At 66.0% G+C, this 26,543-nt stretch carries 26 protein-coding genes; 22 read left to right on the plus strand and 4 right to left on the minus strand.

Annotation, left to right across the window (positions count from 1 at the left end; translation table 11 throughout):
- Positions 1 to 27: 27 nt before the first annotated feature.
- Positions 28 to 723 carry an arylesterase gene (locus ACP15K_RS09480; RefSeq protein WP_193141788.1) on the minus strand — a complete coding sequence of 232 codons (696 nt, stop codon included), beginning with the start codon at positions 721 to 723 and terminating at the stop codon, positions 28 to 30.
- Here ACP15K_RS09480 and ACP15K_RS09485 point away from each other — a divergent pair.
- The 3 genes from ACP15K_RS09485 (at position 722) to mnmH (ending at position 5,208) form a co-directional block, all read left to right on the plus strand.
- A complete protein-coding gene (locus ACP15K_RS09485; protein WP_193141787.1) occupies positions 722 to 1,417 on the plus strand; it encodes an ABC transporter ATP-binding protein in 696 nt (231 codons plus the stop codon). The two genes, ACP15K_RS09480 and ACP15K_RS09485, sit on opposite strands and share 2 nt — an antisense overlap.
- The gene (locus tag ACP15K_RS09490; protein WP_424990373.1) at positions 1,414 to 3,948 is read left to right on the plus strand and encodes an ABC transporter permease; all 2,535 of its coding nucleotides are present in this window, start codon (positions 1,414 to 1,416) and stop codon (positions 3,946 to 3,948) included. The genes ACP15K_RS09485 and ACP15K_RS09490 overlap by 4 nt, the downstream gene beginning before the upstream one ends.
- A 189-nt stretch (positions 3,949 to 4,137) precedes the next feature.
- Positions 4,138 to 5,208, plus strand: coding sequence for a tRNA 2-selenouridine(34) synthase MnmH (gene mnmH / locus ACP15K_RS09495; RefSeq protein ID WP_424990374.1), 1,071 nt, complete (start codon positions 4,138 to 4,140; stop codon positions 5,206 to 5,208).
- On the opposite strand, the gene selD is transcribed toward mnmH, so the two are convergent.
- Positions 5,189 to 7,396 (minus strand): selenide, water dikinase SelD, encoded by a 2,208-nt coding sequence (gene selD, locus ACP15K_RS09500; RefSeq protein ID WP_424990376.1) that lies wholly within the window; start codon positions 7,394 to 7,396, stop codon positions 5,189 to 5,191. The two genes, mnmH and selD, sit on opposite strands and share 20 nt — an antisense overlap.
- Positions 7,397 to 7,607: 211 nt before the next feature.
- On the opposite strand from selD, the gene ACP15K_RS09505 reads away from it, so the two are divergent.
- The 4 genes from ACP15K_RS09505 to ACP15K_RS09520 all read left to right on the plus strand — a co-directional run bounded on the left by ACP15K_RS09505 (position 7,608) and on the right by ACP15K_RS09520 (position 11,580).
- A complete protein-coding gene (locus ACP15K_RS09505) occupies positions 7,608 to 8,066 on the plus strand; it encodes a phasin family protein (protein ID WP_226925871.1) in 459 nt (152 codons plus the stop codon).
- A 64-nt stretch (positions 8,067 to 8,130) separates the two neighbouring features.
- The gene (locus tag ACP15K_RS09510; RefSeq protein ID WP_193141782.1) at positions 8,131 to 9,402 is read left to right on the plus strand and encodes a DUF3422 family protein; all 1,272 of its coding nucleotides are present in this window, start codon (positions 8,131 to 8,133) and stop codon (positions 9,400 to 9,402) included.
- A 74-nt stretch (positions 9,403 to 9,476) separates the two neighbouring features.
- Complete coding sequence (locus ACP15K_RS09515) at positions 9,477 to 10,640, plus strand: M20 aminoacylase family protein (RefSeq protein WP_424990377.1); 1,164 nt, start codon at positions 9,477 to 9,479, stop codon at positions 10,638 to 10,640.
- A 13-nt stretch (positions 10,641 to 10,653) separates the two neighbouring features.
- Positions 10,654 to 11,580, plus strand: a complete 927-nt coding sequence (locus ACP15K_RS09520) for a sulfotransferase domain-containing protein (protein WP_424990378.1) — start codon at positions 10,654 to 10,656, stop codon at positions 11,578 to 11,580.
- A gap of 7 nt (positions 11,581 to 11,587) precedes the next feature.
- Here ACP15K_RS09520 and moaA read toward each other — a convergent pair whose 3' ends face one another.
- Complete coding sequence (moaA, locus tag ACP15K_RS09525) at positions 11,588 to 12,595, minus strand: GTP 3',8-cyclase MoaA (protein WP_193141779.1); 1,008 nt, start codon at positions 12,593 to 12,595, stop codon at positions 11,588 to 11,590.
- Positions 12,596 to 12,723: 128 nt separating this feature from the next.
- On the opposite strand from moaA, the gene ACP15K_RS09530 reads away from it, so the two are divergent.
- Genes ACP15K_RS09530 through ACP15K_RS09540 form a run of 3 tightly spaced genes read left to right on the plus strand, consistent with a single transcriptional unit; the run spans position 12,724 to position 15,161 of the window.
- Positions 12,724 to 13,398, plus strand: coding sequence for an HAD-IA family hydrolase (locus ACP15K_RS09530; protein WP_424990379.1), 675 nt, complete (start codon positions 12,724 to 12,726; stop codon positions 13,396 to 13,398).
- A gap of 48 nt (positions 13,399 to 13,446) precedes the next feature.
- A complete protein-coding gene (locus ACP15K_RS09535) occupies positions 13,447 to 14,667 on the plus strand; it encodes a DegT/DnrJ/EryC1/StrS family aminotransferase (RefSeq protein WP_193141777.1) in 1,221 nt (406 codons plus the stop codon).
- An 8-nt stretch (positions 14,668 to 14,675) separates the two neighbouring features.
- A complete protein-coding gene (locus ACP15K_RS09540) occupies positions 14,676 to 15,161 on the plus strand; it encodes a lysozyme inhibitor LprI family protein (protein WP_193141776.1) in 486 nt (161 codons plus the stop codon).
- Between the two features lie 6 nt (positions 15,162 to 15,167).
- Here the strand turns inward: ACP15K_RS09540 and ACP15K_RS09545 are convergent, their stop codons facing one another.
- The gene (locus ACP15K_RS09545; protein ID WP_424990380.1) at positions 15,168 to 16,481 is read right to left on the minus strand and encodes a glycosyl hydrolase 108 family protein; all 1,314 of its coding nucleotides are present in this window, start codon (positions 16,479 to 16,481) and stop codon (positions 15,168 to 15,170) included.
- 285 nt (positions 16,482 to 16,766) lie between these two features.
- Between ACP15K_RS09545 and ACP15K_RS09550 the strand changes: the two genes are divergently transcribed.
- The 12 genes from ACP15K_RS09550 to nuoH all read left to right on the plus strand — a co-directional run bounded on the left by ACP15K_RS09550 (position 16,767) and on the right by nuoH (position 26,543).
- Positions 16,767 to 17,132, plus strand: a complete 366-nt coding sequence (locus ACP15K_RS09550) for an NADH-quinone oxidoreductase subunit A (RefSeq protein ID WP_193141774.1) — start codon at positions 16,767 to 16,769, stop codon at positions 17,130 to 17,132.
- Positions 17,123 to 17,656: a NuoB/complex I 20 kDa subunit family protein gene (locus ACP15K_RS09555; RefSeq protein WP_193141773.1), complete on the plus strand. Its 534-nt coding sequence runs from the start codon at positions 17,123 to 17,125 to the stop codon at positions 17,654 to 17,656. The genes ACP15K_RS09550 and ACP15K_RS09555 overlap by 10 nt, the downstream gene beginning before the upstream one ends.
- Before the next feature lie 27 nt (positions 17,657 to 17,683).
- The gene (locus ACP15K_RS09560; RefSeq protein ID WP_424990382.1) at positions 17,684 to 18,286 is read left to right on the plus strand and encodes an NADH-quinone oxidoreductase subunit C; all 603 of its coding nucleotides are present in this window, start codon (positions 17,684 to 17,686) and stop codon (positions 18,284 to 18,286) included.
- Positions 18,286 to 18,711, plus strand: a complete 426-nt coding sequence (locus tag ACP15K_RS09565; RefSeq protein ID WP_424990383.1) for a thioesterase family protein — start codon at positions 18,286 to 18,288, stop codon at positions 18,709 to 18,711. The genes ACP15K_RS09560 and ACP15K_RS09565 overlap by 1 nt, the downstream gene beginning before the upstream one ends.
- A complete protein-coding gene (locus ACP15K_RS09570) occupies positions 18,711 to 18,872 on the plus strand; it encodes a hypothetical protein (protein ID WP_193141770.1) in 162 nt (53 codons plus the stop codon). The genes ACP15K_RS09565 and ACP15K_RS09570 overlap by 1 nt, the downstream gene beginning before the upstream one ends.
- A 14-nt stretch (positions 18,873 to 18,886) precedes the next feature.
- The gene (locus ACP15K_RS09575) at positions 18,887 to 20,098 is read left to right on the plus strand and encodes an NADH-quinone oxidoreductase subunit D (RefSeq protein ID WP_424990384.1); all 1,212 of its coding nucleotides are present in this window, start codon (positions 18,887 to 18,889) and stop codon (positions 20,096 to 20,098) included.
- A 102-nt stretch (positions 20,099 to 20,200) separates the two neighbouring features.
- A complete protein-coding gene (gene nuoE, locus ACP15K_RS09580) occupies positions 20,201 to 21,220 on the plus strand; it encodes an NADH-quinone oxidoreductase subunit NuoE (RefSeq protein WP_424990385.1) in 1,020 nt (339 codons plus the stop codon).
- Positions 21,213 to 21,455 (plus strand): DUF5337 domain-containing protein, encoded by a 243-nt coding sequence (locus tag ACP15K_RS09585; protein WP_193141767.1) that lies wholly within the window; start codon positions 21,213 to 21,215, stop codon positions 21,453 to 21,455. The genes nuoE and ACP15K_RS09585 overlap by 8 nt, the downstream gene beginning before the upstream one ends.
- 10 nt (positions 21,456 to 21,465) lie before the next feature.
- Positions 21,466 to 22,761, plus strand: a complete 1,296-nt coding sequence (nuoF, locus tag ACP15K_RS09590) for an NADH-quinone oxidoreductase subunit NuoF (protein WP_193141766.1) — start codon at positions 21,466 to 21,468, stop codon at positions 22,759 to 22,761.
- Positions 22,762 to 22,849: 88 nt separating this feature from the next.
- Entirely contained in the window at positions 22,850 to 23,344 is a 495-nt protein-coding gene (locus ACP15K_RS09595) for a DUF3291 domain-containing protein (protein WP_193141765.1), read from the plus strand.
- A gap of 4 nt (positions 23,345 to 23,348) precedes the next feature.
- Positions 23,349 to 25,367 (plus strand): NADH-quinone oxidoreductase subunit NuoG, encoded by a 2,019-nt coding sequence (gene nuoG, locus ACP15K_RS09600; protein WP_424990386.1) that lies wholly within the window; start codon positions 23,349 to 23,351, stop codon positions 25,365 to 25,367.
- A gap of 138 nt (positions 25,368 to 25,505) precedes the next feature.
- Positions 25,506 to 26,543 (plus strand): NADH-quinone oxidoreductase subunit NuoH, encoded by a 1,038-nt coding sequence (gene nuoH / locus ACP15K_RS09605; RefSeq protein WP_193141763.1) that lies wholly within the window; start codon positions 25,506 to 25,508, stop codon positions 26,541 to 26,543.

Below are 26,543 nucleotides of genomic sequence, written 5' to 3' on the forward strand. Positions count from 1 at the left end.
CGCGGACAGGGGTCGGGAGGACGCGGGTCAGGGCTGGGCGCGCGCCACCAGCCGGGCGACCTCGGGGCCGATGGTCTCGACGATCACCCGGACGCCTTCGGCATTGGGATGCAGCCGATCCGCTTGCATGTAGCGCGCCATCGCCTGCGGATCCTTGGCCTGAAGCGCCTTCAGCGGCGCCAGCATGTCGGGTACCAGCAGCGCGTCGTAGCGCATGGCCAGATCGGGATACATGCTGTCGAAGGCGGCCTTGTAGCCGGGACCATAGTTGCCGGGAGCCTCCATCCCGATCATCAATACCGGCAGGCCGCGGCCGCGCGCCTCGGACAGGATGCCTTCAAGGTTGGCGCGGCTGGCGAGGGGATCGATGCCGCGCAGCAGGTCGTTGCCGCCAAGGGCCACGATCAGCGCATCCACTTCCGAGGTCAGAGTCCAACCGATGCGGGCCAGCCCGCCGGCGGTGGTGTCGCCCGACACCCCGGCGTTCAGAACCTTTGCCGAGACCTCGTTTTCGGCCAGCCAGTCCTGCAATTGCGGCACCAGCCCATCTTCGACCGGCAGACCGTACCCCTGCGTCAGGCTGTCGCCCAGGGCGGCCACCACGACCGGCTCTGCCGCCGCGGCCAATGGGATCAGCGACAGCACAAGCGCGCCCAAGAACTTGCGTCCACGGCTGCGCGCGCCATATGCCAAGAGACGACCCTTGCCCCGGAGCCGCCCCATGACCGAACCCGTCCTGTCGCTGCGCGACGCCAAACTGACCCTGCAGGGCAATGCGGGGCCGGTGGATATCCTGCGCGGCATCACCTTGAAGGTGGCGCGGGGGGAAACGCTGGGGCTGGTGGGGCCGTCGGGATCTGGCAAGTCGTCGCTCCTCATGCTCATGGGCGGGCTAGAAAGCGCCACCGGCGGATCGGTTCACGCGCTGGGTCAGGATCTGACGGCGCTGAACGAGGACCAATTGGCCCGCTTCCGCAGGGGGCATATGGGTGTGGTGTTCCAATCCTTCCACCTGATCCCTACCATGACCGCGCTGGAAAATGTTGCAACACCGCTGGAACTGGCCGGGCATCGGGATGCCTTCGACCGTGCCGGGGCCGAGTTGGAAGCCGTCGGGCTGGGCGCCCGCATGGATCACTATCCCGCGCAGATGTCGGGGGGCGAGCAGCAACGCGTGGCCCTGGCCCGCGCCGCCGCCCCGCGTCCCGTAATTCTGCTGGCGGATGAGCCGACGGGCAATCTGGACGGCACCAATGGCGCGGCGATCATGGACCTGCTGTTCGGCCTGCGCGACCGCCATGGCGCGACGCTGGTGCTGGTCACCCATGCGCCGGACCTGGCCGACCGCTGTGACCGGGTGGTGCATCTGCGCGATGGCCGCATCGAAAGCGAAGACGCATTGCGGGCCGCCGAATGACCCTGGCCGTCGCCAGCCGCATTGCGCGGCGCGAATTGCGCGGCGGATTGCGCGGCTTTGCCGTGTTCCTGCTGTGCCTGATGCTGGGTGTCACCGCCATTGCCGCCGTCGGCATGGTGCGCAGTGCCATTCAGGAAGGGCTGCGCTCGGAAGGCGCGGTCATCCTGGGTGGTGATGCCGAGATGACCTTCACCTACCGCCCGGCCTTCCCCGAGGAACGCCGCTGGATGGAAGAGCGCGCCCTGCGCCTGTCCGAAGTCTATGACTTTCGCTCCATGGCGGTGGTCGAACGGGGTGACGTGACCGAACGCGGGCTGACACAGGTCAAGGCGGTGGACGACGCCTATCCGCTGGTCGGCGCTGTGACGCTGTCGCCCGACATGCCGCTGGCCACGGCGCTGGACGGCGACGCGGTTCTTCCCGGCGCGGTCATGCAGCAGGTGCTGATCGACCGTCTGGGGCTGGCCCCCGGCGACCGGTTCAAACTCGGCGTGCAGGACTTCGTGCTGATGGCCGCGCTGGAGGTCGAACCCGATGCCTCCTCGGCCGGTTTCGCACTGGGGCCGCGCACCATCGTGCGGCGCACGGCGCTCGAGGCTTCGGGACTGCTGGGCGACGGCACCCTGTATGAAACCCGCTACCGTCTGAACCTGCCCGAGGGCGCCGATCTGGCCGGACTGGAAACCGCCGCCGAAACCGCCTTTCGTGACAGCGGCGTGCGCTGGCGCGATGCCCGCAACGGCGCGCCCGGCGTGCGCGCCTTCGTCGACCGGATCAGCGCCTTCCTGGTGCTGGTCGGGCTGGCGGGTCTGGCGGTGGGCGGGGTCGGGATCTCGGCCTCGGTGCGCGCCTATCTGGCCTCCAAGACCGGGGTGATCGCCACATTGAAAACCCTGGGCGCGGATCGCACCACGATCTTTGCCATCTATCTTCTGCAGGTCGGGCTGGTCACGGCGCTGGGCGTTGCGGCCGGGGTCGTGCTGGGCGCGGCCCTGCCACTGGCGCTGGCACCGCTGATCGAGGCGCGCCTGCCGGTGCCGGTGGCCTTCGGGCTCAGCCCCCGACCGCTGGCCGAAGCGGCGCTGTACGGTACGCTGACGGCGCTTGTCTTCGCGCTGTGGCCGCTGGCGCGCAGTGAAGAGGTTCGGGCGGCGGCGCTGTTCCGTGACGGCTCCGGTCCCGGCGCGCGGCTGCCGCGGCTACGCTACCTGCTGGTCATCGCCGGTCTGTTGCTGGCCCTTGTCGGGCTGGCCACCGCGCTGTCGGACGTGCCGCGCCTGGCGCTCTGGACGGCGGGCGCCATCCTTGCGGCCCTGCTGGTGCTGGCGCTGACGGCCTGGGGGCTGCGCCGGGGCGCACGCTGGCTGGCCAAGCGGCAGGCGCTGCGCCACCATCGCACCCTGCGCACCGCGCTGGGCGCCATCGGCGGCGCGGGCGAGGATGCCACCGCCGTGGTGCTGTCGCTGGGGCTGGGTCTGACCGTGCTGGCGGCGGTGGGCCAGATCGACAGCAACCTGCGCGGCGCCATCCAGCGCGACCTGCCCGAAATCGCGCCCAGCTATTTCTTCGTCGACATCCAGCCTGACCAGATGGAGGGCTTCCGCGCCCGCCTGCAAACCGACCCCGCCGTCAGCCGCGTTGACAGCGCCCCGATGCTGCGCGGCGTCGTCACCCGCATCAACGGCCTGCCCGCGCGCGAGGTTGCCGGCGACCACTGGGTGCTGCGCGGCGACCGGGGTGTGACCTATTCGCAAGAGGTGCCGCGCAACACCTCGGTGGTGGCCGGCGACTGGTGGCCGGCGGACTATGATGGCCCGCCGCTGGCCAGCGTCGCCGCCGAAGAGGCCGGGGAGTTGGGCCTGTCGTTGGGCGACCGGCTGACGGTCAACATCCTGGGCCGCGACATCGAGGCCGAAATCGCCAGCTTCCGCGAGGTGGATTTCTCCAACGCCGGGATCGGCTTCGTGCTGTCGCTGAACCCCGCTGCCCTCAGGGGTGCCCCGCACACCCATATCGCGACAGTCTATGCCGAGGCCGAGGCCGAAGCCGCCATCCTGCGCGACCTGGCCAGCGCCTATCCCAACATCACCGCCATCCGGGTGCGTGACGCCATCGACAATGTGGCACGCGTGTTGCGCAGCCTTGCGGCGGCCACGTCCTATGGCGCCGGGGCCACCTTGCTGACCGGCTTCGTGGTGCTGATCGGTGCCGCCGCCGCCGGTGTGCGCGGCCGGATCTACGAAGCCGCAATCCTGAAAACCCTCGGCGCCACCCGGCCGCAGATCCTGTTGGGCTTTGCCCTGCGCGCGCTGCTGCTGGGCACGGCGGCCGGGGCCGTGGCGCTTGTCGCCGGGGCCACCGCGGCCTGGGCGGTCATGGTCTTCGTCATGGACAGTTCGTTCCAGCTTGATCCGGGCAACGCGCTGGCCATCGTGCTGGGCGGCATCGGGGTCACCCTGCTGGCCGGGATCAGCTTTTCCTGGCCACCCCTGGCTGCCCGCCCCGCGCGGGTGCTGCGGGCCATGGGCTAGCGACAGGGGCCGCGCTGCTGCAACGCAGGGCGCGCCCCGTCTCTTGCATGCACCATCGCATTTCTTCTTGGCAAAAATACTCAAACGCGCCGCAAAGCGGTGCCCGGCCCGCCGCTTTGCGGCCCATGGGCGAATGGGCGGCGGGCGCATCCGCTTCCCATGTCACGGCAGCCTGTGCTAGGCGCAGGTATGGCTTTTCTCCTCAATGATCTGCGCGATTTGTCCAAGGCGGGCTTCGACGATCTGATCGACGCGCGCTCGCCTGCTGAATTTGCCGAGGATCACCTGCCCGGCGCCCTCAGCCTGCCGGTGCTGAACAATGAAGAACGCGCCCGGGTCGGCACCATGTACGTGCAGGAAAGCCGCTTCGGCGCCCGCAAGATGGGCGCGGCCCTGGTCATCCGCAATATCGCCGCGCATCTGGAAGGCCCGCTTGCCAACCGCGAAGGCGGCTGGCGGCCGCTGGTCTACTGTTGGCGCGGCGGCCAGCGGTCGGGCACGTTCGGCTGGCTGCTGAAAGAAGTCGGCTGGCGCGCCGAAACGCTGGAGGGCGGTTATCGCAGCTATCGCCGGCTGGTGGTGCGCGCGCTGTATGACCAGCCGATTGCGCCGCCGCTGGTGGTGTTGGACGGCATGACCTGCACCGCCAAGACCGAGGTGCTGCAGCTTCTGGCGCAATCTGGCTGGCAGGTTCTGGATCTGGAGGGGCTGGCCCGGCATCGCGGCTCGATCTTCGGCGGACGGGCGGACCCGCAGCCCAGCCAGAAGGCCTTTGAAGGCGCCATCGCGCAGGCACTTTGCGGGTTCGATCCGGCCCGCCCGGTGGTGGTCGAGGCCGAAAGCTCAAAGGTTGGCAACCTGATCGTGCCGCCGCAGGTCTGGTCGGCCATGTGCGCGGCACCGCGCGTGCGGTTGGCGGCGCCCCTGGCGGCACGGGCCGACTTCTTCCTCACCGCCTATGCTGATCTTCTGGCCGCCCCGGCGCGTTTCGCCGCCACCATCGGCAAGCTTCAGCGATTGCACGGGGCAGCACAGGTCGCGTCCTGGCAAGGGCAGGTGGCGGAAGGGGCCTATGGCGAGGTTGCCGCCGGGCTGATGGCGCAGCACTACGATCCGCGCTACCGGCGGTCCTCGGCGCGCCATGACTGCGCGGCGACGGCCTGTGTGGACCTGGAAACGCTGACCCCCGAAGGATTGACCGACGCCCTGCCGCGCATCGCGGCGGCACTGGAGCAGGCAGTCAGCGCGCCGCGCGGATGATCCCAGCGGGCGCGATGCCCACCGATCCGATCTGCCGGGCCGCATGGCCCATGGCCTGCAAGCGGTGCACCACGCCCTCTGCTGCGCTGGCAGGTACAGCGGCCAGGAAGCCGCCACAGGTTTGCGGGTCGAACAGAAGTGCGCTGCGCGGGCCGTCATCGAACCCTTCCATCGACGGCAGCACATGGGCCCGGTTCGCCGTGAACAGTGACGACCGCACACCACCGGCCGCCAGCGCCTCGGCGCCCGTGTAGAGTGCCGGCCCCGCGGGATCGAGGGTCAGGCCCACACCCGAGGCGCGCGCCATCGCCAGCGCGTGACCGGCCAGCCCGAAGCCCGTCACATCGGTCATCGCATGGGCCAGCGGTGCCAGCAGTGCCGCCGCATCCGCCTGCGACCGGACCAGCGTGGCATAGAGCGCTGCCATATCCGCCCCCGCCGCCAGCCCGCGCATCTCGGCGGCTAGCAGGGTGCCGGACCCCAGCGCGCGGGTCAGGATCAGCGCGTCGCCGGGCTGCGCGCCGGACAACTCGATCGGCGGGCGGTCGCAAATCCCGGTGACCGTGAATCCCAGGCTGAGCTCGGCACCCTGCGTGGTGTGGCCCCCGGCCAGGTCGGCCCCGGCAGCGCGGAAGACGGCACTGGCAGCCTCGGTGATTTCGGACAGGGTGCGCGCCTGCATCTCGTCCCGCATGGCGGGCAGGATCAGGCTGGCCAGCGCCACCTGCGGTGCCGCGCCCATGGCCCAGATGTCGCCAAGCGCGTGCAACGCGGTGATCTGTGCCATGCGCCAGGGATCGGGCAGCACCGCGCGCAGGTGATCGGTGGTCAGCACCTGGAACCGGCCTTCGCCCAGATCCAGGATCGCCGCGTCATCGCCGGGGCGCGAGGTCAGATCCTGGCGACCGGTTTCGGGCAGGCGGGCCAGCGCCTGGGCCAGCGTCGCCGGTCCGACCTTGGCCCCGCAGCCGCCACACAGCGGCGGGCGCGACTGCACCGCCTCGCGCACCCCGGCGGCGGTGACGCGGGGCAGGGGCGGGATTTCCATCGCAGGCAGGGTCCGGAACTTCTCCATGAAGTCCTGATCGATCTTGTTCTTCAGCCGCCACAACCAGGGTGCGGCCAGGGTCACCGGGCCTTTCTCGACCAGCGCGTCCTTGCCGCCCAGCGAGATCAGCTTGAGGTAGTCGCGTTGTGGCGCATAAGCGCGGCGGCGCGACTGCCCGGTCAGATCGGCCTTGAGGTTGTCATAGAGGATCGGCGCCTCGCGCACCGCAAACACCCCGGCCTTGGGGCGGGGTGCATGGGTCAGATGGGCACAATCGCCCACCGCATAGATCAGCGGGTCGGACAGGCTGCGCAGGTCGGGGCCGACGTTGATGAAGCCGTCGGTCAGTTCCAGCCCGGTCCCGGCGATCCAGGGATGCGGCCGGGTGCCGGCGGTGCCGACGCAGAAATCGAAGGGGATCGGGACGCCGTCGTCCAGATGCAGCGCGCCCTCGGTGACATGGGTGATGCGGCAGTTGTCGCGCAGGGCGATCCCGGCATCGGTCAGCCGATCCAGCAACAGCGCCTGGGCCCTGGGTCGCAGAAGGGCCAGCGGCGCGGCGGCCTCGACCAGCGTGACCTCGGGCGCGGCAACCCCGGCGGCGTGCAGGCGGTGGGCCATCGCCAGGGCCAGTTCGACCCCGGCCACACCGGCGCCGATGATCGCCACGCGGGCCGGGGTGCCTGTCGTCTCGGTCTGCTCGACGAACGCGGCCCAGCGGCGCGCGAAGGGGCCCAGCGGCTTGGCCGGCACGCAATGCTCGGCAAACCCCGGCAGCACCGGCATGTCCGAGGTGATGCCCACGCCGACCGAAACCAGATCATAGGCCACCGGCGCCCGCCCGGCGACATGGACCTCTTGCGCATCGCGATCGATGCCGGTGGCCGCGTCCAGGATCAGCCGCGCCCCGGCAAAACGCGCCAGCCGTACAAGGTCAATGTCCAGATCGGCGCGGTTGTAATGCCCTGCCACATGCCCCGGCAGCATGCCCGAATAGGGCGCGGTCGGGCCGGGATTGATCAGCGTCAGCCGCACGCCCGCCACCGGCGCCATGCCCCATTTGCGCAGAACCAGCGCATGGGTATGGCCGCCACCGACCAGAACAAGGTCGCGGGTCAGGGGCAGGGGCGGTGTCATCATCGGGCAATCTCCAGCGCCGGTCGCGGGATGTGGCCGGTCCGCCCCAGCGGATACGGCAATTCGCAAACGGGCAACAGGCGGCTCGCGCCAGTGTGATTCTGTCGCACTACGGGCCTTCCTCTGCCTTGGCGGGACGAAGCTGTTTATGGTTCACTGCGGGACGGAACCTGGTTCCGGAATGCCCGTGGAAGAATGGGGGAAAACCGACGTGATGAAGAATCCATACGATTTCAGCCAGATGTTCAAGATGTTCGACCCGAACGACGTGCAGAAGTATTTCGATCCGAACCGCATGTTCTCGGCGTTCGAACCGGCGAAAAGCCCGGCCTTCGACATGTCGGGTGTGTTCGACATGAACCGCAAGAACTTCGAAGCCATGGTTGACGCCAATAAGGCCGCCGCCGCTGCCTACAAGGATCTGCTGGAAAAGCAGATGGAGGTTTTCGGCCAGATGACCAGCGCGGCGCGCGAACATACGGCCTGGATGGATGAGACCACCGGACCGGACGCGATTTCCAAGCGCACCGAAGCCTATGGCGAGGCCGTGGAAAAGGCCCTGGTGCTGATGCGCAAGCTGGCCGACAGCGCGCGCGACGCCAACGAAGAGGCCTATACCCAGCTGAAGGGTCAGGTCGACGAGGCGATGACCGAGCTGAAGAAACCCAAGTGATCCGGACGGGCGGCGCCTTCGGGGGCCGCCCCTGCCATTGCCGCCGAGGCCAGAGAACCCCGACATGAAAGATCATGAGCTGCGCTATGCGCTCTCCAACGAGTTGCACGCGCGCCCGTTTCCGTCGCTGAAAGCGCCCAGCCGTGCGCTGTTTCTGGCGTTCAAGCGTCCCGACAACGCCGCCGCGCGGGATCGGGACGAGGATCGCGCGCATCTGCTGGATCTTCTGGACCGCTTCGGTGCCCAGCATCCGCAGCCCAACGCCACACATTATTTCGGCGCCATCGGCCTGCACATGCTGAAATGGGAAAGCCATACCGAGTTCGTGTCCTACACCCTGTTCTCGGACGGGCTGGCGGCGGTGCCCTTCACCGGGCAGGATTTCCACCTGTTTCCCGCCGACTGGCTGGAGAAAATTCCCGGGGTGCGTGTGACCTCGGCCTTGGTGCGGGTCGAAACCCTGACCCCCGAGACCGACCTGGACGGCAAGCTGGCAGAGTGGTTCGTCAATGACAGCGTCGCCTGCAGCCATGTGGTCGACGACGCGGCGATCGTGGCCAGCGACTTTCGCATCGACACGCAGGGCCATATTCGCATGGCGGTGTTTGCCCGGCCCGAAACCGGCCCGAACCGGATCGGCCGCATCGTGCAGCGCCTGTGCGAGATCGAGACCTACAAGTCGATGTCGATGCTGGGGCTGGCGATGGCCCGCGAGTTGAACCAGCACATGAACGCGGTCGAGAACGACCTGTCGACCCTGATCGCCGATATGAGCAACGAGGATCGGCCTTCGGAAAGCACGCTGAATTCGCTGCTGAAAAGCTCGGCCGACCTGGAGAACCTCTCGGCGCGGGCCAGCTTCCGCTTCGGCGCGACGCGCGCCTATGATGCGCTTGTGACCCAACGGATCCGGGCGCTGCGTGAAGAGCGCCGGTCAGGCCAACAGACGCTGGGCGAATTCATGATGCGCCGCTTCGATCCGGCGATGCGCACCGTTACGTCCTGCGAAGCGCGGCTGACCCGGATGACCGAGCGTGCCACCCGTGCGGGGGAGTTGCTGCGCACCCGGGTCGATGTGGAACGCTCGGCCCAGAACCAGAAGCTGCTGGAAAGCATGGACCAGCGCGCCGATGTGCAATTGCGGCTGCAACAGACGGTCGAGGGGTTGTCGGTGGTGGCAATCAGCTATTACGCGATCAACCTTGCGCTCTATATCGTCGGGCCGCTGGGCTATGGGCTGGGGCTGTCCAAGACCTGGCTGGCCGCGCTGGTGACTCCGCCGGTCATCGCGTTGGTCTGGTACATGGTGGAACGGATCAAGAAACGCTTTCACTAGGGACATCCCATGCGCCCACTGGCAACCGGGCCGCAGCGGGCCTAGATTGATCCTGAACAAGGGGGCCTGCCGTCATGCCAATCAAGAACCGTTTCTCTGAAATGCTGGGCGAGATCGCCGCCATCCGCCGCGATATTCACGCCCATCCCGAACTGATGTTCGACACCCATCGCACCGGCGCGCTGGTGGCCGAACAGTTGCGTGCCTTTGGCTGCGACACGGTGGAAGAAGGGATCGCCCGGACCGGGGTGGTGGGCGTCATCAAAGGGCGCAGCGACACGCGCGGGCGGGTCATCGGGCTGCGCGCCGACATGGATGCGCTGCCGATCCAGGAAACCACCGGGGTGGACTATGCCTCGACCGTGCCGGGGGCGATGCACGCCTGCGGCCATGACGGCCATACCGCCATGCTGCTGGGGGCGGCGAAATACCTGGCCGAGACCCGCAATTTCGACGGCACCGTGGTGGTGATCTTCCAGCCCGCCGAAGAGGGTGGCGGTGGCGGCCGGGTGATGGTCGAGGAAGGGGTGATGGACCGTTACGGCATCGACGAGGTTTACGGCATGCACAACTGGCCCGGTCAGCCCGTGGGCAGTTTCGCGATCCGGCCGGGGCCGTTCTTCGCCTCGACCGATGAATTCAACATCCGGTTGGAGGGCAAGGGCGGCCATGCCGCCAAGCCGCATGACACCGTGGATCCCATCGTTACCGCCAGCCAGATCGTGATGGCGCTGCAGACCATCGTCAGCCGCAACACCGACCCGGTGCATCAGGCGGTTGTGTCGGTGACCAGCATCGAGTCGTCCTCGAAGGCGCACAACGTGATCCCGCAGCACGTCGATCTGCGCGGCACGGTGCGCACGCTGGACGCAGGCGTGCGGGTGCAGGTGCGCGACCGGCTGATCGCGGTGGCCGAAGGCATCGCTGCCGCTGCCGGTGCGCGGGCCGTGGTTGCCTATATCGAAGGCTACCCGGTGATGGTCAATGCCGCGCGCGAAACCGAATTCGCGGCAGAAGCGGCGCGCAAGGTGTCGGGCGATTGCGGCGAGGCGCCGCTGGTCATGGGCGGCGAGGATTTCGCCTATATGCTGCAGGCCCGACCCGGCGCCTATGTGCTGGTGGGCAATGGCGATACCGCGGCGGTGCACCATCCAGACTACAACTTCAACGACGAGGCGATCCCGGCGGGCTGCTCGTGGTGGGCGGAACTGGCCGAAGCGCGCTTGCCACTGGCCTAGGCCAAACAGCACGATGTCCCGGCCCAACCTGCCAAGGCGCACGCGCGTCTATCAGAATCACCATCTGGACAGCACGCGCTGGGACAGGATCTATCGGCGCGCGGGCGACATCATCATCACCACGCCCTACAAATGCGGCACCACCTGGACGCAGACTATCGTGCTGCACCTGATCTTTCAGGATCTGCAACCGCGGGAACTGGGGGAGTTTTCGCCATGGGTCGATTTCCGACCGCCGCCGATTGACGATCTTGTCGCGAAACTGGCGGCCCAGACTCACCGGCGCTGCCTGAAATCGCATCTGCCGGCGGATGGCACGGCCTTCGATCCCGAAGCGCAGTATCTGGTGATCGGGCGCGACCCGCGCGATGTGTTCATGTCGTTCTGGAACCACTACTCAAACTACACCGAAATGGCGCTGGCACAGCTTGCCGGGTGCGAGAACCTTGTCGGCGCGCCCCTGCCGCGCTGTGACGGGGATATCGGCCAGGGATTTCGGGACTGGATCAGCCGGGGCTGGTTCGCGTGGGAAAACGAAGGCTATCCGTTCTGGGGCAACATGGCCCATATCCGGTCATGGTGGGCCTTCCGCGACCTGCCCAACATCCGCTTCGTGCATTTCAACGACCTGTTGGCCGACACATCCGCCGAGATTGCCGGGATCGCCGCCTATCTGAACATCGCCTGTTCCAGCGAGATGTGCCGCGACATTGCCGAAGCGGTCAGCTTCAAATCCATGCGCCGCGCCGCCACGCAGATCTCGACCGGGAACGAGGCCGTGTTCAGGGATGGCGCACGCACCTTCATCAACAAGGGCACCAACGGGCGCTGGAAGGACGTGCTGGCCGGGGACGACCTGACACTTTACGATCAGGTTGCGGCGCGCGAATTGCCGCCCGATTGCCGGGACTGGCTGGAAGGGCGCGCGGCGGCGGTCTGAGCCGGGCTCAGCCGCCGGTGTGGCTCATGTGCCGGGTCATCTGGCCCGCGACTTCCTGCCGGGAATAGTCGAAATCATGGCCCTTGGGCTTGCGCGCGATGGCGGCGCGGATGGCCGCCCGCAGCGGCGCGTCGTCCTTGGGATGGTTGCGCAGCGGCTTGCGCAGATCAGCCCAGTCTTCCTGCCCCAGGCACATGTACAACTCGCCGGTGCAGGTCAGCCGCACGCGGTTGCAGCTTTCGCAGAAATTGTGGGTCAGCGGCGTGATGAACCCGATCTTCTGGCCGCTCTCTTCCAGGCGCACATAGCGGGCGGGGCCGCCGGTGCGCTCGGCCAGGTCGGTCAGCGGGCTGCGGGTGGCCAGTTGCGCCCGCACATCTTCCAGCGACCAGTATTGACCGATGCGATCCTCGTCGCCCAGATCGCCCATCGGCATGACTTCGATAAAGGTCAGATCCATGTCGCGCGCGGCGCACCAGTCCACGAGGGTGAACAATTCGTCCTCGTTGAAGCCCTTCAGCGCCACGGTGTTGATCTTGATCCGCAGCCCCGCCTTCTGGGCCGCATCGATGCCGCGCAGCACCTGGGGCAGGCGGCCCCAACGGGTGACACGGGCGAATTTCGCCTCGTCCAGCGTGTCGAGCGATACATTGATCCGCTTGATGCCGCAGGCCACCAGATCGGATGCATAACGTTCCAGTTGCGAGCCGTTGGTGGTCAGCGTCAGCTCGTCCAGTGCGCCGCTGTCCAGATGGCGCGAGATCTCGCGGAAGAAAGTCAGGATATCGCGCCGAACCAGCGGCTCGCCCCCGGTGATGCGCAGCTTACGCACGCCAAGCCCGATGAAGGCGGTGCACATGCGATCCAGCTCCTCCAGCGTCAGAAGCTCTTTCTTCGGCAGGAAGGTCATGTTTTCGGCCATGCAATAGACGCAGCGGAAGTCGCAGCGGTCGGTGACCGAGACCCGGAGGTATGAAATCGGGCGGGCGAAGGGATCTATCAACGGGGCTGTCATGCCAAAGACGTATTGTTGATGGCCGTCTTGGGCAAGTCCTGTGTTGTATAACGTGAAGATTAACCCAGGGCTGTTTCCATCACGGCCGCCACGCGGTATCGCACGCAGGACCAACGAAGGAGTTGCCTATGCCGACCGTGGTTTTCGATCTGGATGGCACGCTTGCCGATACCTCGGGCGATCTGATCGCTGCCGCCAACACCGTGTTCCGTTCCCGGGGCCTTGGTGATCTGCTCAGCCCCGAGGCCGATCAAGCCACCGCCTTTCGCGGTGGCCGGGCGATGCTGTCGCTTGGCTTCGACCGGGCCGGGCTGGGCTATGGCGCGGCTGACATCGAGGCCGGATACCCGATCCTGCTCGAGGCTTACGGCGCGGCCATCGACACGCACAGTTGCCTGTATCCCGGCGCGGTAGAGGCCGTGACCCGGTTGCGCAGCACGGGCTATCGCACCGCCATCTGCACCAACAAGCCCGAGGGGCTGGCGCGGCAATTGCTCGATCGTCTGGGGGTGGCCGATTTGTTCGACGCGCTGGTGGGGGCCGACACCTATCCGGTGCGCAAGCCCGACCCGCTGCCGTTCCGGGAATCGGTGCGTCTGGCCGGCGGCGATCCGGCGCGCGCGGTGCTGATCGGCGATACCGAGACCGACCGCGACACCGCGCGGGCGGCCGGCATTCCCTGCATTCTGGTGACCTTTGGCCCGGACGGCATGGCGGTGTCCGATCTTGCGCCCGAGGCGTTGTTGAGCGGCTATGGCGATCTGGAAACGGTGCTGGCGCCGCTTCTGCCCGCCCCCGCGTAAGCGCGGCCAACCCTTGACCGACCCGGCCGCATGGGCGAGCGTTCTGCCATGACCGAAATCTTCACCGGCAATTTCACCCAGCAAACCCCGATCCCCGAGGCCGCGCAGCAGGCGGCGCTGCGGGTCATGCAATCGGGGCGACTGCACCGCTACAACCTTGTGGGCGCGGAACCGGGCGAGGTGGGGCTGCTGGAACAGGAATACGCCGCCTGGCAGGGCGCGCGCTATTGTCTGGCGGTGGCCTCGGGCGGGGCGGCAATGGCGCTGGCGCTGCGGGCTGCAGGCGTGCAGCCGGGCGAGGCGGTGCTGACCAACGCCTTCACCCTGGCGCCGGTGCCGGGTGCCGTGGCTGCCGTCGGTGCCCGCCCGGTGTACGTCGAAGTGACCGGGGACCTGGTGATCGATCTGGACGATCTGTCCGCCAAGATCGGGCAGGCGCGGGTGCTGCTGCTGTCGCATATGCGCGGCCATCTGGGCGACATGGACCGGCTGATGCAGATCTGCGACGCCGCCGGGGTCACGGTGATCGAGGATTGCGCCCACACCATGGGGGCGCGCTGGAACAGCGTGCGCTCGGGCCAGCATGGCCGCGTGGCCTGTTTCTCGACCCAGACCTACAAGCACATGAACTCGGGCGAGGGTGGCTTTCTGACCAGCGACGATGCGACCCTGATGGCCCGCGCCACGATCCTGTCGGGGGCTTATATGTTCTTCGACCGGCACCCGGCGGGACCATCGCGCGATGCCTATCCCGACAACCCGGCCGAAATCCCCAACATGTCGTGCCGCATGGACAACCTGCGCGCCGCACTTCTGCGCCCGCAGCTGGCTACGCTGGATGCCAGTTGTGCTGATTGGAACGCGCGCTATGGCAGGGTGGAAGACGGCTTGCGAAACACCCCCGGCCTGACCCTGATCGCCCGTCCCGAGGCCGAGGCCTATGTCGGCTCATCGATCCAGTTCCGCCTGCCGGACTGGCCGCCCGAGGCCATCGCGGCGGTCTTGTCCCGCTGCAAGGCGCGGGGGGTGGAGTTGAAATGGTTCGGCGCACCGCAACCCACGGGCTTCACGTCGCGATATGAGCACTGGAGCTATTCCGATCCCGTTCGGCAACCGGCAACGGATCGGATACTGGCGGGGCTTCTGGACATGCGCCTGCCCCTGACCTTCAGCCTTGACGATTGCACCCTGATTGCCCGCATCATCCGCGATGAGGTGATCGCGGTGCAATCCACCGCCCGCCATCCCCTTGAACCCACAGCCCCGTGAGGTCGCCCATGCGCTCCCCCCTAGCCCTTGCCGCCCTTCTGGCCGGTCTTGCCGTCCCAGCCCATGCCGATGCCGTGGGCGACCTGCGCGCCTGCGTCGAGGCCAGCGATCTGCGAGACGATCAGCAAGACTGTGTCGAAACGGTCTACGCAGCCTGTTCCGAGGCCAGCGGCGATAGCTCCACCGCCGGAGACGTCGAATGTCTGGGAAAGGAAATCGAGGCCTGGGAGGCGCTTTTGAACGCCTATTGGCCCGAGGTGCAGGCGCTGGCCGAGGCGCAGGATGCGCAGGATGCCGGGGCCGAGGGCGGCTACAGCGCGCGCTTGCTGGAAGCGCAGCGGGCCTGGGTGGATTATCGTGATGCCGAGTGTGCCTGGCAGTATCAGCGCTTCAGCTCGGGCACGATCCGAAGCCTCATCGGTGCCGACTGCAAGCTGGGCATGACCGCGGACCGGGTGCTGGACTTCCGGGAATGGTTGGCTGACGCGCCGTGACGCGGTTCAGCCGTTCTTGGACATTTCCAAAGCCGTGGCGCGGGTCTCGGTGGTGCGCCGGGTCCAGCCCTTCTTGAAGGTGTCCCAGGTTTTCAGGCTGCGGTAATGCTCCATCCGGCCGTCGCTGAACGCGTTGATGATGTGTTCGGCCTCCAGCGTCTGTGCGGCGCCCACGGTGATCGGGCCGACCTGACCATCCTGTTCCACATGCACCAGCTTCTGCAACAGCTTGGCTGACCGCCGAACCCCAGCGTTCACGCCGAAATCGAAAGCCACCAGATCCACCCCGGCGGGCAGGCCGTCACAGCTCAGCGCGTTCCAGTAGTTGGCCCGGTAGATCTCTCCGGCTTCCTCGCGAGTCAGGTCGCGCACGTCGTCCTTGGTGACCGGCTGACCGCGCCATGCTGCCAGTGTCTTGTGGGTGATGCCCATGTTGGTGGCGCCGCCCGGATCCTCGGGATGATCTGCATAGCCACCTTCGTGCATGAAGATGATGTCCAGGCATTTGACGAACTGGCGCGCGTCCTTGGCCTTGGGGCCGCCTGCGGCCGCAGCCATGACCGGGGCCGGGTTCGCCGCGGTGGACATGCGCTGGATCAGGTCGGCCGTCTGCCTGTTCTGCGCATCCACCATCGCCTGCGTGGCCCGCACATTGTCCTTCTGGATCTGTGCCACGGTGTTTTGCGCCTGCGCCGCGTTGATGTCCTTTTTCTGGGATCCGTTCGAGGATCCCAGCCAGAAGCTGATAACCGTGGCAAAGCCCGCTGTCAGCGCGCCCACGGCGATGTTGAGGATCTGCAGGATCAACTGTCCCGCGCCCTCGGTGGCGTTGGCGGTGCCGTTCTTCACCAGGAACACCAGCGAGATCAGGGTCACGAAGAACCCCACCACCACCACCGTCGACACCAGCACCGGACCCCAGGCCAGATAGCTGCCCGACTTGTTCAGATCCACCATGGTGGATCGCGCGTCCTGCTTGTCGTCCAGACGCTTTTCAAGTTCGTCCAGCTGTCCGGCGCGCTGTTCCGACGCCGCCTGGATATCCAGGCGCAGCTTTTCAAGCTGGGCCTGGCGCAGTTTTTCCTGCGCCTCCTGATCGGCCTTGTCGGCGGCGGCTTCGATTTCGGCCAGCCGCAGGCGCAACTCGCCCGACAGCTGCGGATCTTCCGACCGCAGGGCGGCTTCCTGCGGATCGTCCGTGTTCAGCACCTCGCGTACAACGGTCTCTACAAGATCCTGGGTTTCGGGTCTGGAACCTCGCGTCAGGCGCTTGGCCAGTCCGGGAAGCATATTGACGGCAATTCCGAGTAGCGGGCTCATGGGACCTCCGGGCGCAGCCTGTTAACCACTGTGGGTTTCACATCGTAACCGAGTCAACGTCAGGTGTTGCGGGCTTGCCCTGGGCTGCGCACGGCGAGTCGCGCGGGGATATTGGTTCAAGGTCCTGCGTCATTACGGCGCTAAGCACCAAGGTCGAACGACAAGGTATTGATTAATAGTGATTTTAGCTGGATATCCATTTGGGTGGCGAGTTGACCGCCCCGATGGGGGGGAGTAAGTCCAAGGCCACAACGGTCGTAAAAGCTACGCGGGAGGCAATCCGGTATGGACGAACTGCTTCGAGAGTACCTGCCCATCCTTGTTTTTCTGGGCATTGCCGTGGCACTAGGTCTGGTCCTGATCCTGGCCGCCGCCCTGCTGGCGGTGCAGAATCCCGACCCCGAAAAGGTCAGCGCCTATGAATGCGGCTTCAACGCATTCGACGATGCGCGCATGAAATTCGATGTCCGCTTCTACCTGGTCGCGATCCTGTTCATCATCTTCGACCTGGAAGTGGCATTTCTGTTCCCCTGGGCGGTGGCCTTCAAGGACATCTCGATGGTGGGGTTCTGGTCGATGATTGTGTTCCTTGCGGTTCTGACCATCGGCTTTGCCTATGAATGGAAGAAGGGGGCGCTCGAATGGGAGTGAGCACCGCAGCCAACGCCGCGGGCCCGGACCGCGAAGTCGCCACGCAGGGCCTGAACAAGGAACTGCAAGACAAGGGTTTCCTGCTGACCTCGACCGAGGACATCATCAACTGGGCGCGCACCGGCTCGCTGCACTGGATGACCTTCGGGCTGGCCTGCTGCGCCGTCGAGATGATGCACACCGCCATGCCGCGCTATGACATGGAGCGGTTCGGCACAGCGCCGCGTGCCTCGCCGCGCCAGTCCGACCTGATGATCGTCGCGGGCACGCTGACCAACAAGATGGCCCCGGCGCTGCGCAAGGTCTATGACCAGATGCCCGAGCCACGCTACGTGGTGTCCATGGGCTCCTGCGCCAATGGCGGCGGCTATTATCACTACAGCTATTCCGTCGTGCGTGGCTGCGACCGCGTGGTGCCGGTGGATGTCTATGTGCCGGGCTGCCCGCCCACGGCCGAGGCGCTGCTGTATGGCATCCTGCAGTTGCAGCGGAAGATCCGCCGCACCGGCACCCTTATCCGCTAACCGCGCATCGCCCAGAGGACCAAGGACATGACCGAACAGCTTCAGGAACTGGCGGCGCATATCGAGCTGGCACGCCCCGATTGCGTGGTCAGCACCGAGATCGCCTTCGACGAACTGACCGTGACCGTGACCCCGGCCTCGCTGCTGGCCTTCTGCGACTATCTTAAGACCGACCAGACCTGCCGCTTCTCGTCGCTGGTGGACATTACCGCCGTGGATTATCCCGCGCGCGACAAGCGGTTCGACGTGGTCTACCACTTCCTGTCGATGTACCAGAACCAGCGGATCCGCGTACGGTTCGCCGTGCGCGAGGATCAGATGGTGCCCTCGCTGGTGTCGGTCTATCCGGCGGCGAACTGGTTCGAGCGTGAAGTTTTCGACATGTTCGGGCTGATCTTTTCCGGCCACCCCGACATGCGCCGCCTGCTGACCGACTACGGGTTCCGCGGCCATCCGCTGCGCAAGGACTTTCCGACCACCGGCTATACCGAGGTGCGCTATGACGAAGAGAAAAAGCGCGTGGTCTATGAGCCGGTGAACCTCGTTCAGGAATACCGCCAGTTCGACTTCATGTCGCCCTGGGAAGGGGCCGAATACATCCTTCCCGGCGACGAGAAAAAGGACGCCTGATGAAGCCCGGTCTCGAAATAGGTGCCCGCGCCACCTTCAGCCGGGTGATCCGCCCTGAAGAAGTGGTGCCGCGGCTGTTCCCGGATGCACGGGTCATGGACGACATGCCCGCCGTGCTGGCCAGCGCCTATATGATCGGCCTGTTCGAATGGGCCTGCGTCGAACAGCTGGCGCCGTTCTACGAAGACGGCGAATGCTCGCTGGGCACCGCCTTCGATCTGACCCATTGCGCACCGACCCCGCCGGGGCTGACGGTCACGGTGGACACCGAGGTGCAGTCGATCGACGGCAATTTCATCTGGTTCAAGGTGCGCGGCCACGATGGTCACGACCTGATCGGCGAGGGCCGGCACCTGCGCGGCCTGATCGGGAAAGAGCGTTTCGAAAAACGCGTCGCCGCCAAGCGTCCGGGGGAGGGTGCCTGATGCAGATGCTCTGGTTCCTGGTGCTCAGCGCGCTGACCATCGTGCCGCTTTTCAAACTGCTGCCCCACTACCGGGTGAACCCGTATTGGGCGTTGACGGCGCTGATCCCCTTCGGGCTGATCGTGCTGCTTTGGGTGATGGCCGCCCGGGCCGAAGACTAGGAGAGGGCGAGGACATGGACGGAACGAATTTCGACGACGCCCAGACAGGCGAACAGAAGATCCGCAACTTCAACATCAACTTCGGGCCACAACACCCCGCGGCCCACGGCGTGCTGCGCCTGGTGCTGGAACTGGACGGCGAGATCGTCGAACGCTGCGATCCCCACATCGGCCTGCTGCATCGCGGCACCGAGAAGCTGATGGAAAGCCGCACCTACCTGCAGAACCTGCCGTATTTCGACCGCCTCGACTACGTGGCGCCGATGAACCAGGAACATGCCTGGTGCCTGGCGATCGAGAAGCTGACCGGCACCGTGGTGCCGCGCCGGGGCTCGCTGATCCGGGTGCTCTACTCCGAGATCGGCCGCATCCTGAACCACCTGCTGAACGTGACCACGCAGGCCATGGACGTGGGCGCGCTGACGCCGCCGCTCTGGGGTTTCGAGGAACGCGAAAAGCTCATGGTGTTTTACGAGCGTGCCTGCGGCGCCCGCCTGCACGCGGCCTATTTCCGCCCCGGCGGCGTGCACCAGGATCTGCCGCCCGAACTGATCGAGGATATCGACACATGGGCCGATGAATTCCCGCGCGTGCTGGACGACATCGACGGTCTGCTGACCGAGAACCGCATTTTCAAGCAACGCAACGCCGACATCTGCATCGTAACCGAACAGGACATCCTCGACTGGGGGTTCTCGGGCGTCATGGTACGCGGCTCGGGCCTGCCCTGGGACCTGCGCCGCAGCCAGCCCTATGAATGCTATGACGAGTTCGACTTCCAGATCGCCATCGGCAAGAACGGCGACTGCTACGACCGCTACCTCGTCCGCATGGCCGAAATGCGCGAAAGCCTGAAGATCATCAAGCAGGCCTGCGAGAAGCTGCGCAACGAGCCCGGCGAGGTCATGGCCCGCGGCAAGATGGCGCCGCCGAAACGCGGCGACATGAAGACCTCGATGGAAGCCCTGATCCATCACTTCAAGCTCTATACCGAAGGCTTCCACGTGCCCGAGGGCGAGGTCTATGCCGCCGTCGAAGCGCCCAAGGGCGAATTCGGCGTTTACCTTGTGGCCGACGGCAGCAACAAGCCCTACCGTTCCAAGATCCGCGCACCGGGGTTCCTGCACCTGCAGGCGATGGACTACATGGCCAGCGGCCACCAGCTGGCCGATGTGGCCGCCATCATCGGCTCGCTCGACGTGGTGTTCGGGGAGATCGATCGCTGATGCGCGCCGTCCTGCCCCTTCTTCTTGGCCAAAACACTCCCGCCGGAGGCGTCCCCCGCGGCCGCGCAGCCTCCCGCCCGATTCCGAAGGACCGCGTCTGACATGCTTCGTCGTCTTCATCCCGACCAGCCCGACAGTTTCGCCTTCACCCCTGCCAACCAGGCCTGGGCCGAGGCGCAGATCACCAAGTTCCCCGAAGGCCGTCAGGCTTCGGCGATCATTCCGCTTCTGTGGCGTGCCCAGGAGCAGGAAGGCTGGCTGACCCGCCCGGCGATCGAACATGTGGCGGACTTTCTGGGCATGGCCTACATCCGGGCGCTCGAAGTCGCGACCTTCTACTTCATGTTCCAGTTGCAGCCGGTCGGCTCGGTGGCGCATGTGCAGGTCTGCGGCACCCTGTCGTGCATGATCTGCGGGGCCGAGGATCTGATCGCCGTCTGCAAGGACAAGATCGCCCCCAACGCCCATGAGTTGTCCGAAGATGGCAAGCTCAGCTGGGAAGAGGTCGAATGCCTCGGCTCTTGCGCCAACGCGCCCGTGGCCCAGATCGGCAAGGACTATTACGAAGATCTGACCGCCGAGAGCTTCGCCGCACTGCTGGACGACCTGCGCGCGGGCAAGGTGCCGGTGCCGGGTCCGCAGAATGGCCGCTATGCGTCGGAGCCGCTCAAGGGCCTGACCTCGCTGACCGCACACGAGGCCGACAAGCTGCCCGCCAATGCGTCTGTCGCGCTGGCCACGGACATCGGCGACACGGTGAAACGCATCGACGGCACCGAGGTGCCCCTGCGCGCCCCCTGGAGCGACCGCGAATTCAAGCTGCCCACCCCCAGCGCCCCGATCCCGGCGCCCGCCGCTGATCCGCAGGTCGGCGACAAGCCGGCGCTGCTGACCGGTGCGCGCGACACCGGCGCGGATGATCTGAAGAAAATCAAGGGCATCGGCCCGAAACTGGAAAACGCGCTGAACGAGATCGGCGTCTACCATTTCGACCAGATCGCCAGCTGGACCGAGTCCGAGGTTGCCTGGGTGGACGAGAACCTGATCGCCTTCAAGGGCCGTGTCTCGCGCGATGATTGGGTCGCGCAGGCGAAAGAACTGATCAAGGACGCGGATGGCTGACAAGGAGCACGACACCGACCGGCATCTGGCCCGCCAATCGCGCCTCGTGGCGCTGGTGATTGCGGGCACCATGCTGCTCTGGATGGGGGCCCAACTGCTGGGTCCGATCCTGGGACTGCCGGATCGTTATGTGTTCCTGTTCGATTTCGCGGCGATGGCGGGGCTCATCTGGGCGCTCGTCGTGACGACACAGATCTGGCGTGCGCGCCGGGCCGCCCGAAGCGGCGGGAAGTAAGGAGACGGCAATGCTGAAAGATGAAGATCGCATCTTTACCAATCTCTACGGCATGCATGACCGCAGCCTGAAGGGCGCGCAGGCGCGGGGCCATTGGGATGGCACCGCGGGCATCCTTGAAAAGGGCCGCGACTGGATCGTCGACCAGATGAAGTCCAGCGGCCTGCGCGGACGCGGTGGCGCGGGCTTTCCCACCGGTCTGAAATGGTCCTTCATGCCCAAGGAAAGCGATGGCCGCCCGCATTACCTTGTGGTCAATGCCGACGAATCCGAGCCCGGCACCTGCAAGGATCGCGAGATCATGCGCCACGATCCGCACACCCTGGTGGAAGGCTGCCTGATCGCCTCGTTCGCGATGGGCGCCCATGCGGCCTATATCTACATTCGCGGCGAGTACATCCGCGAACGCGAAGCTCTGCAGAACGCCATCGACGAGGCCTATGACGCGGGCCTTCTGGGCAAGAACGCGGCTGGTTCGGGCTGGGATTTCGACCTCTATCTCTCGCACGGCGCTGGCGCCTATATCTGCGGCGAGGAAACCGCGCTGATCGAAAGCCTTGAAGGCAAGAAGGGCATGCCCCGGATGAAACCGCCGTTCCCGGCAGGCGCGGGCCTTTACGGCTGCCCGACCACGGTGAACAACGTCGAATCCATCGCCGTCGTGCCGACCATCCTGCGCCGTGGCCCGGAATGGTTCGCGGGCTTTGGCCGCACCAACAACGCGGGCACCAAGCTTTATGCAATCTCGGGCCATGTGAACAATCCCTGCGTCGTCGAAGAGGCCATGTCGATCCCCTTCGAGGAGCTGATCGAAAAACATTGCGGCGGCATCCGCGGCGGCTGGGACAACCTGCTGGCGGTGATTCCCGGCGGATCCTCGGTGCCCTGTGTACGCGGCGAGAACATGCGCGACGCGATCATGGATTTCGACGCGTTGAAGGAAAAAGGCTCCAGCCTTGGCACCGCGGCGGTGATCGTGATGGACAAGGAAACCGACATCATCAAGGCGATCTGGCGTCTGGCCAAGTTCTACAAGCACGAAAGCTGCGGCCAGTGCACGCCTTGTCGCGAAGGCACGGGCTGGATGATGCGGGTGATGGAGCGCCTGGTGAGGGGCGAGGCCGAGGTCGAAGAGATCGACATGCTGTTCGAGGTCACCAAGCAGGTCGAGGGTCACACGATCTGCGCCCTTGGCGATGCGGCGGCCTGGCCGATCCAGGGCCTGATCCGCAATTTCCGCGACGAGATCGAAGATCGCATCAAGGCACAGAAATCCGGCCGGCTGAGTGCCGTGGCGGCCGAGTGATCCGCGCAGCCCACATATCGCGCGCGGCCCTGCCGCCTGTCCGCGACCCGGTTCGGGTCGCGCGACCCGTGTGGTGCGGGGGCCTGTCATGACGCAGCAGCATCTTGCCGAGCTGAACATCGGGCGTCTTCTGGCGCCCACCGATGATCCGCGTGTGGCCGATTTCATGACTGCGCTGGACCGGGTCAACGGTTTGGGCAAACGCTCGCCGGGATTTGTCTGGATGATGGAAGGCTCGGGCGAACCGGGCACCGGCAACACCGAGACCAGCATCGGCGATGACCCGCAGTTCGTGACCAACCTGACCGTCTGGCAGGACGCACCCAGCCTTGAGCATTTCGTGTTCAACACCGTGCACCGGCAGTTCTATGAGCGCCGCGCCGAGTGGTTCGAGATCCTCGGACAACAGCATTTCGTCATGTGGTGGGTGCCTGCGGGGCATCACCCGACACTGGAAGAGGCTCTGGCCCGGCTGGAGCACAAGGAAACCCATGGGGACAGCGACCACGCGTTCGGCTGGTCCCATCTGAAAGACGCCAAGCTGTGGAAATCCCGCGGCTGTGCGCCCATCGCAGCGGAGTAAGCGGATGAGTGACCTGCGCAAGATCATCATCGACGACCGGGAGGTCGAGGTCGATCCGGCCATGACCCTGATCCAGGCTTGTGAGCAGGCCGGCATCGAAGTGCCGCGCTTCTGCTATCACGAGCGCCTGTCGATCGCGGGCAACTGCCGCATGTGCCTTGTCGAGGTTGTGGGCGGTCCGCCCAAGCCGGCGGCCTCCTGCGCGATGCAGGTCAAGGATCTGCGTCCCGGTCCCGAGGGCGCGCCGCCTGTGGTGAAAACCAACTCGCCGATGGTCAAGAAGGCCCGCGAAGGGGTGATGGAGTTCCTGCTCATCAACCACCCGCTGGACTGCCCGATCTGCGACCAGGGCGGCGAATGCGACCTTCAGGATCAGGCCATGGCTTACGGCGTGGATTTCTCGCGGTTCCGCGAGCCCAAGCGCGCCTCCACCGATCTGGATCTCGGCCCGCTGGTCGAAACGCATATGACACGCTGCATCTCCTGCACCCGCTGCGTGCGCTTCACCACCGAGGTGGCGGGCATCAGCCAGATGGGCCAGACCGGGCGCGGCGAGGATTCCGAGATCACCTCGTACCTGGGCGAAACGCTGGATTCGAACCTTCAGGGCAACATCATCGACCTGTGCCCGGTGGGCGCGCTGGTGTCGAAACCCTATGCCTTCACCGCCCGCCCGTGGGAGTTGACCAAGACCGAAAGCATCGACGTGATGGATGCGCTAGGCAGCAACATCCGCGTCGATACCAAGGGCCGGGAAGTGATGCGCTTCCTGCCGCGCAACCATGATGGCGTGAACGAGGAATGGCTGAGCGACAAGTCGCGCTTCGTCTGGGACGGGCTGCGCCGCCAGCGTCTGGACACGCCGTACATTCGTGAAAACGGCAAGCTGCGCAAAGCCGGTTGGGATGAAGCCCTGACCGCCGTGGCTGCCGCGATGAAGGGCAAGAAGGTTGCGGGCCTTGTGGGCGATCTGGCCCCCGTCGAAGCGGTCTTCGCGCTCAAGCAGTTGATCGAAGGGCAGGGCGGCACCGTCGAATGCCGCACCGATGGCGCGCGTCTGCCCGCCGACAACCGGTCGGCCTATGTGGGCACCGCCCGGATCGAGGACATCGACACCGCCAAGGCGATCATGCTGATCGGCACCAACCCGCGCGACGAAGCGCCGGTGCTGAACGCGCGCATCCGCAAGGCGTGGCTGGCCGGGGCCAAGGTCGGCGTGATCGGCGAAGCCGTCAATCTGACCTATGACTACGCGCATCTGGGCACGGGCCGCGATGGTCTGATGGGCCTGATGGAAGAGGATCATACCGGCGCCATCGGCAAGGACACCGTGGTCATCATCGGGCAGGGCGCGCTGCGCGAGGCCGATGGGGCTGCCGTACTGGCGCAGGCGATGAAATTCGCCGAAACCACCGAGTCGAAATTCCTGGTGCTGCACACCGCCGCCGCCCGCGTCGGTGCGCTGGATGTGGGTGCCGTGACCGAGGGTGGTCTGCTGGCCGCCATCGACGGGGCCGAGGTGATCTACAACCTGGGTGCCGATGAGGTCGACATCGATGCCGGACCTTTCGTGATCTACCAGGGCAGCCACGGCGACCGGGGCGCGCATCGCGCCGACGTGATCCTGCCGGGGGCCGCCTGGACCGAGGAATCGGGCCTGTTCGTGAACACCGAGGGCCGCCCGCAATTGGCCGCCCGCGCCAGTTTCCCGCCGGGACAGGCGAAAGAGAACTGGGCGATCCTGCGCGCCCTGTCGGCGCAGCTTGGCGCGACGCTGCCCTATGACAGCCTGGCACAACTGCGCCAGCACCTGGTCAAGGACGTGCCGCATCTGAAGAAGATCGACACCGTGCCGGAAAACGACTGGGTTCTGCCCGAACTGGACACCCCCGCATCGGCCGATTTCCGCAATGCGATCAAGGATCACTACCTGACAAACCCGATCGCCCGCGCCTCGGCCCTGATGGCCGAACTCAGCGCGGCGGCCAAGGCGCGGGGCGCGTCGTCCCTCGCGGCGGAGTGACCCGGATGCCGCGTTTCGAACTCCCGCGACATACTCGCACAAGCGCCCTTGTGGCGGCTGGCTTTGAGGTCGCAAAAGCTGTTTACCACGAGGCATCCGCGTGCCGCGCCGCTGCCCTGACCCCGGAGGTGACCACCGATGGATGACTTCTTTTCGACCAACGCCGGGATTGCGGTGATCATCGTGGCCCAGTGCCTTGCGGTGCTTGGTTTCGTGATGATTTCGCTGCTGTTTCTGGTCTATGGCGACCGCAAGATCTGGGCCGCCGTGCAGATGCGCCGCGGGCCCAACGTGGTGGGCGCCTTCGGCCTGCTGCAGACCGTGGCCGATGCCCTGAAATACGTGGTCAAGGAAATCGTCGTGCCCGCCGGGGCCGACCGCACGGTGTTCATGCTGGCGCCGATGACCAGCTTCGTGCTGGCCATGCTGGCCTGGGCCGTCATTCCCTTCACCGACAATTGGGTGCTGGCCGATCTGAATGTGGCGATCCTGTTCGTCTTCGCGGTCTCCTCGCTTGAGGTTTACGGCGTGATCATGGGCGGCTGGGCGTCGAACTCGAAGTACCCCTTCCTTGGCTCGCTGCGCTCTGCCGCGCAGATGATCTCCTACGAGGTGTCGATCGGCCTGATCATCATCGGGGTGATTATCTCGACCGGCTCGATGAACTTCGGCGATATCGTGGCCGCGCAGGATGGCAGTTTCGGCTTCTTCAACTGGTACTGGCTGCCGCATCTGCCGATGGCGGTGATCTTCTTCATCTCGTGCCTTGCGGAAACCAACCGCCCGCCCTTCGACCTTCCGGAAGCGGAATCCGAACTGGTGGCGGGCTATCAGGTCGAATACTCCTCGACCCCGTTCCTGCTGTTCATGGCCGGCGAATACATCGCCATCTTCCTGATGTGCGCCCTGAACTCGCTGCTGTTCTTCGGCGGCTGGCTGTCGCCCATTCCGGGCCTGCCCGACGGGGCGCTGTGGATGGTCGGCAAGATGGCGATCTTCTTCTTCCTCTTCGCCATGGTGAAGGCCATCGTGCCGCGGTACCGCTATGACCAGCTGATGCGCCTGGGCTGGAAAGTGTTCCTGCCGCTGTCGCTGGGCTGGGTCGTTCTTGTGGCGTTCTTCGCGAAATTCGAACTTTTCGGCGGCGCCTATGCCCGCTGGGTTGTGGGAGGCTGA

The sequence above is a fragment of the Fluviibacterium sp. S390 genome (assembly GCF_049800695.1).
Taxonomy (GTDB): domain Bacteria; phylum Pseudomonadota; class Alphaproteobacteria; order Rhodobacterales; family Rhodobacteraceae; genus Meridianimarinicoccus.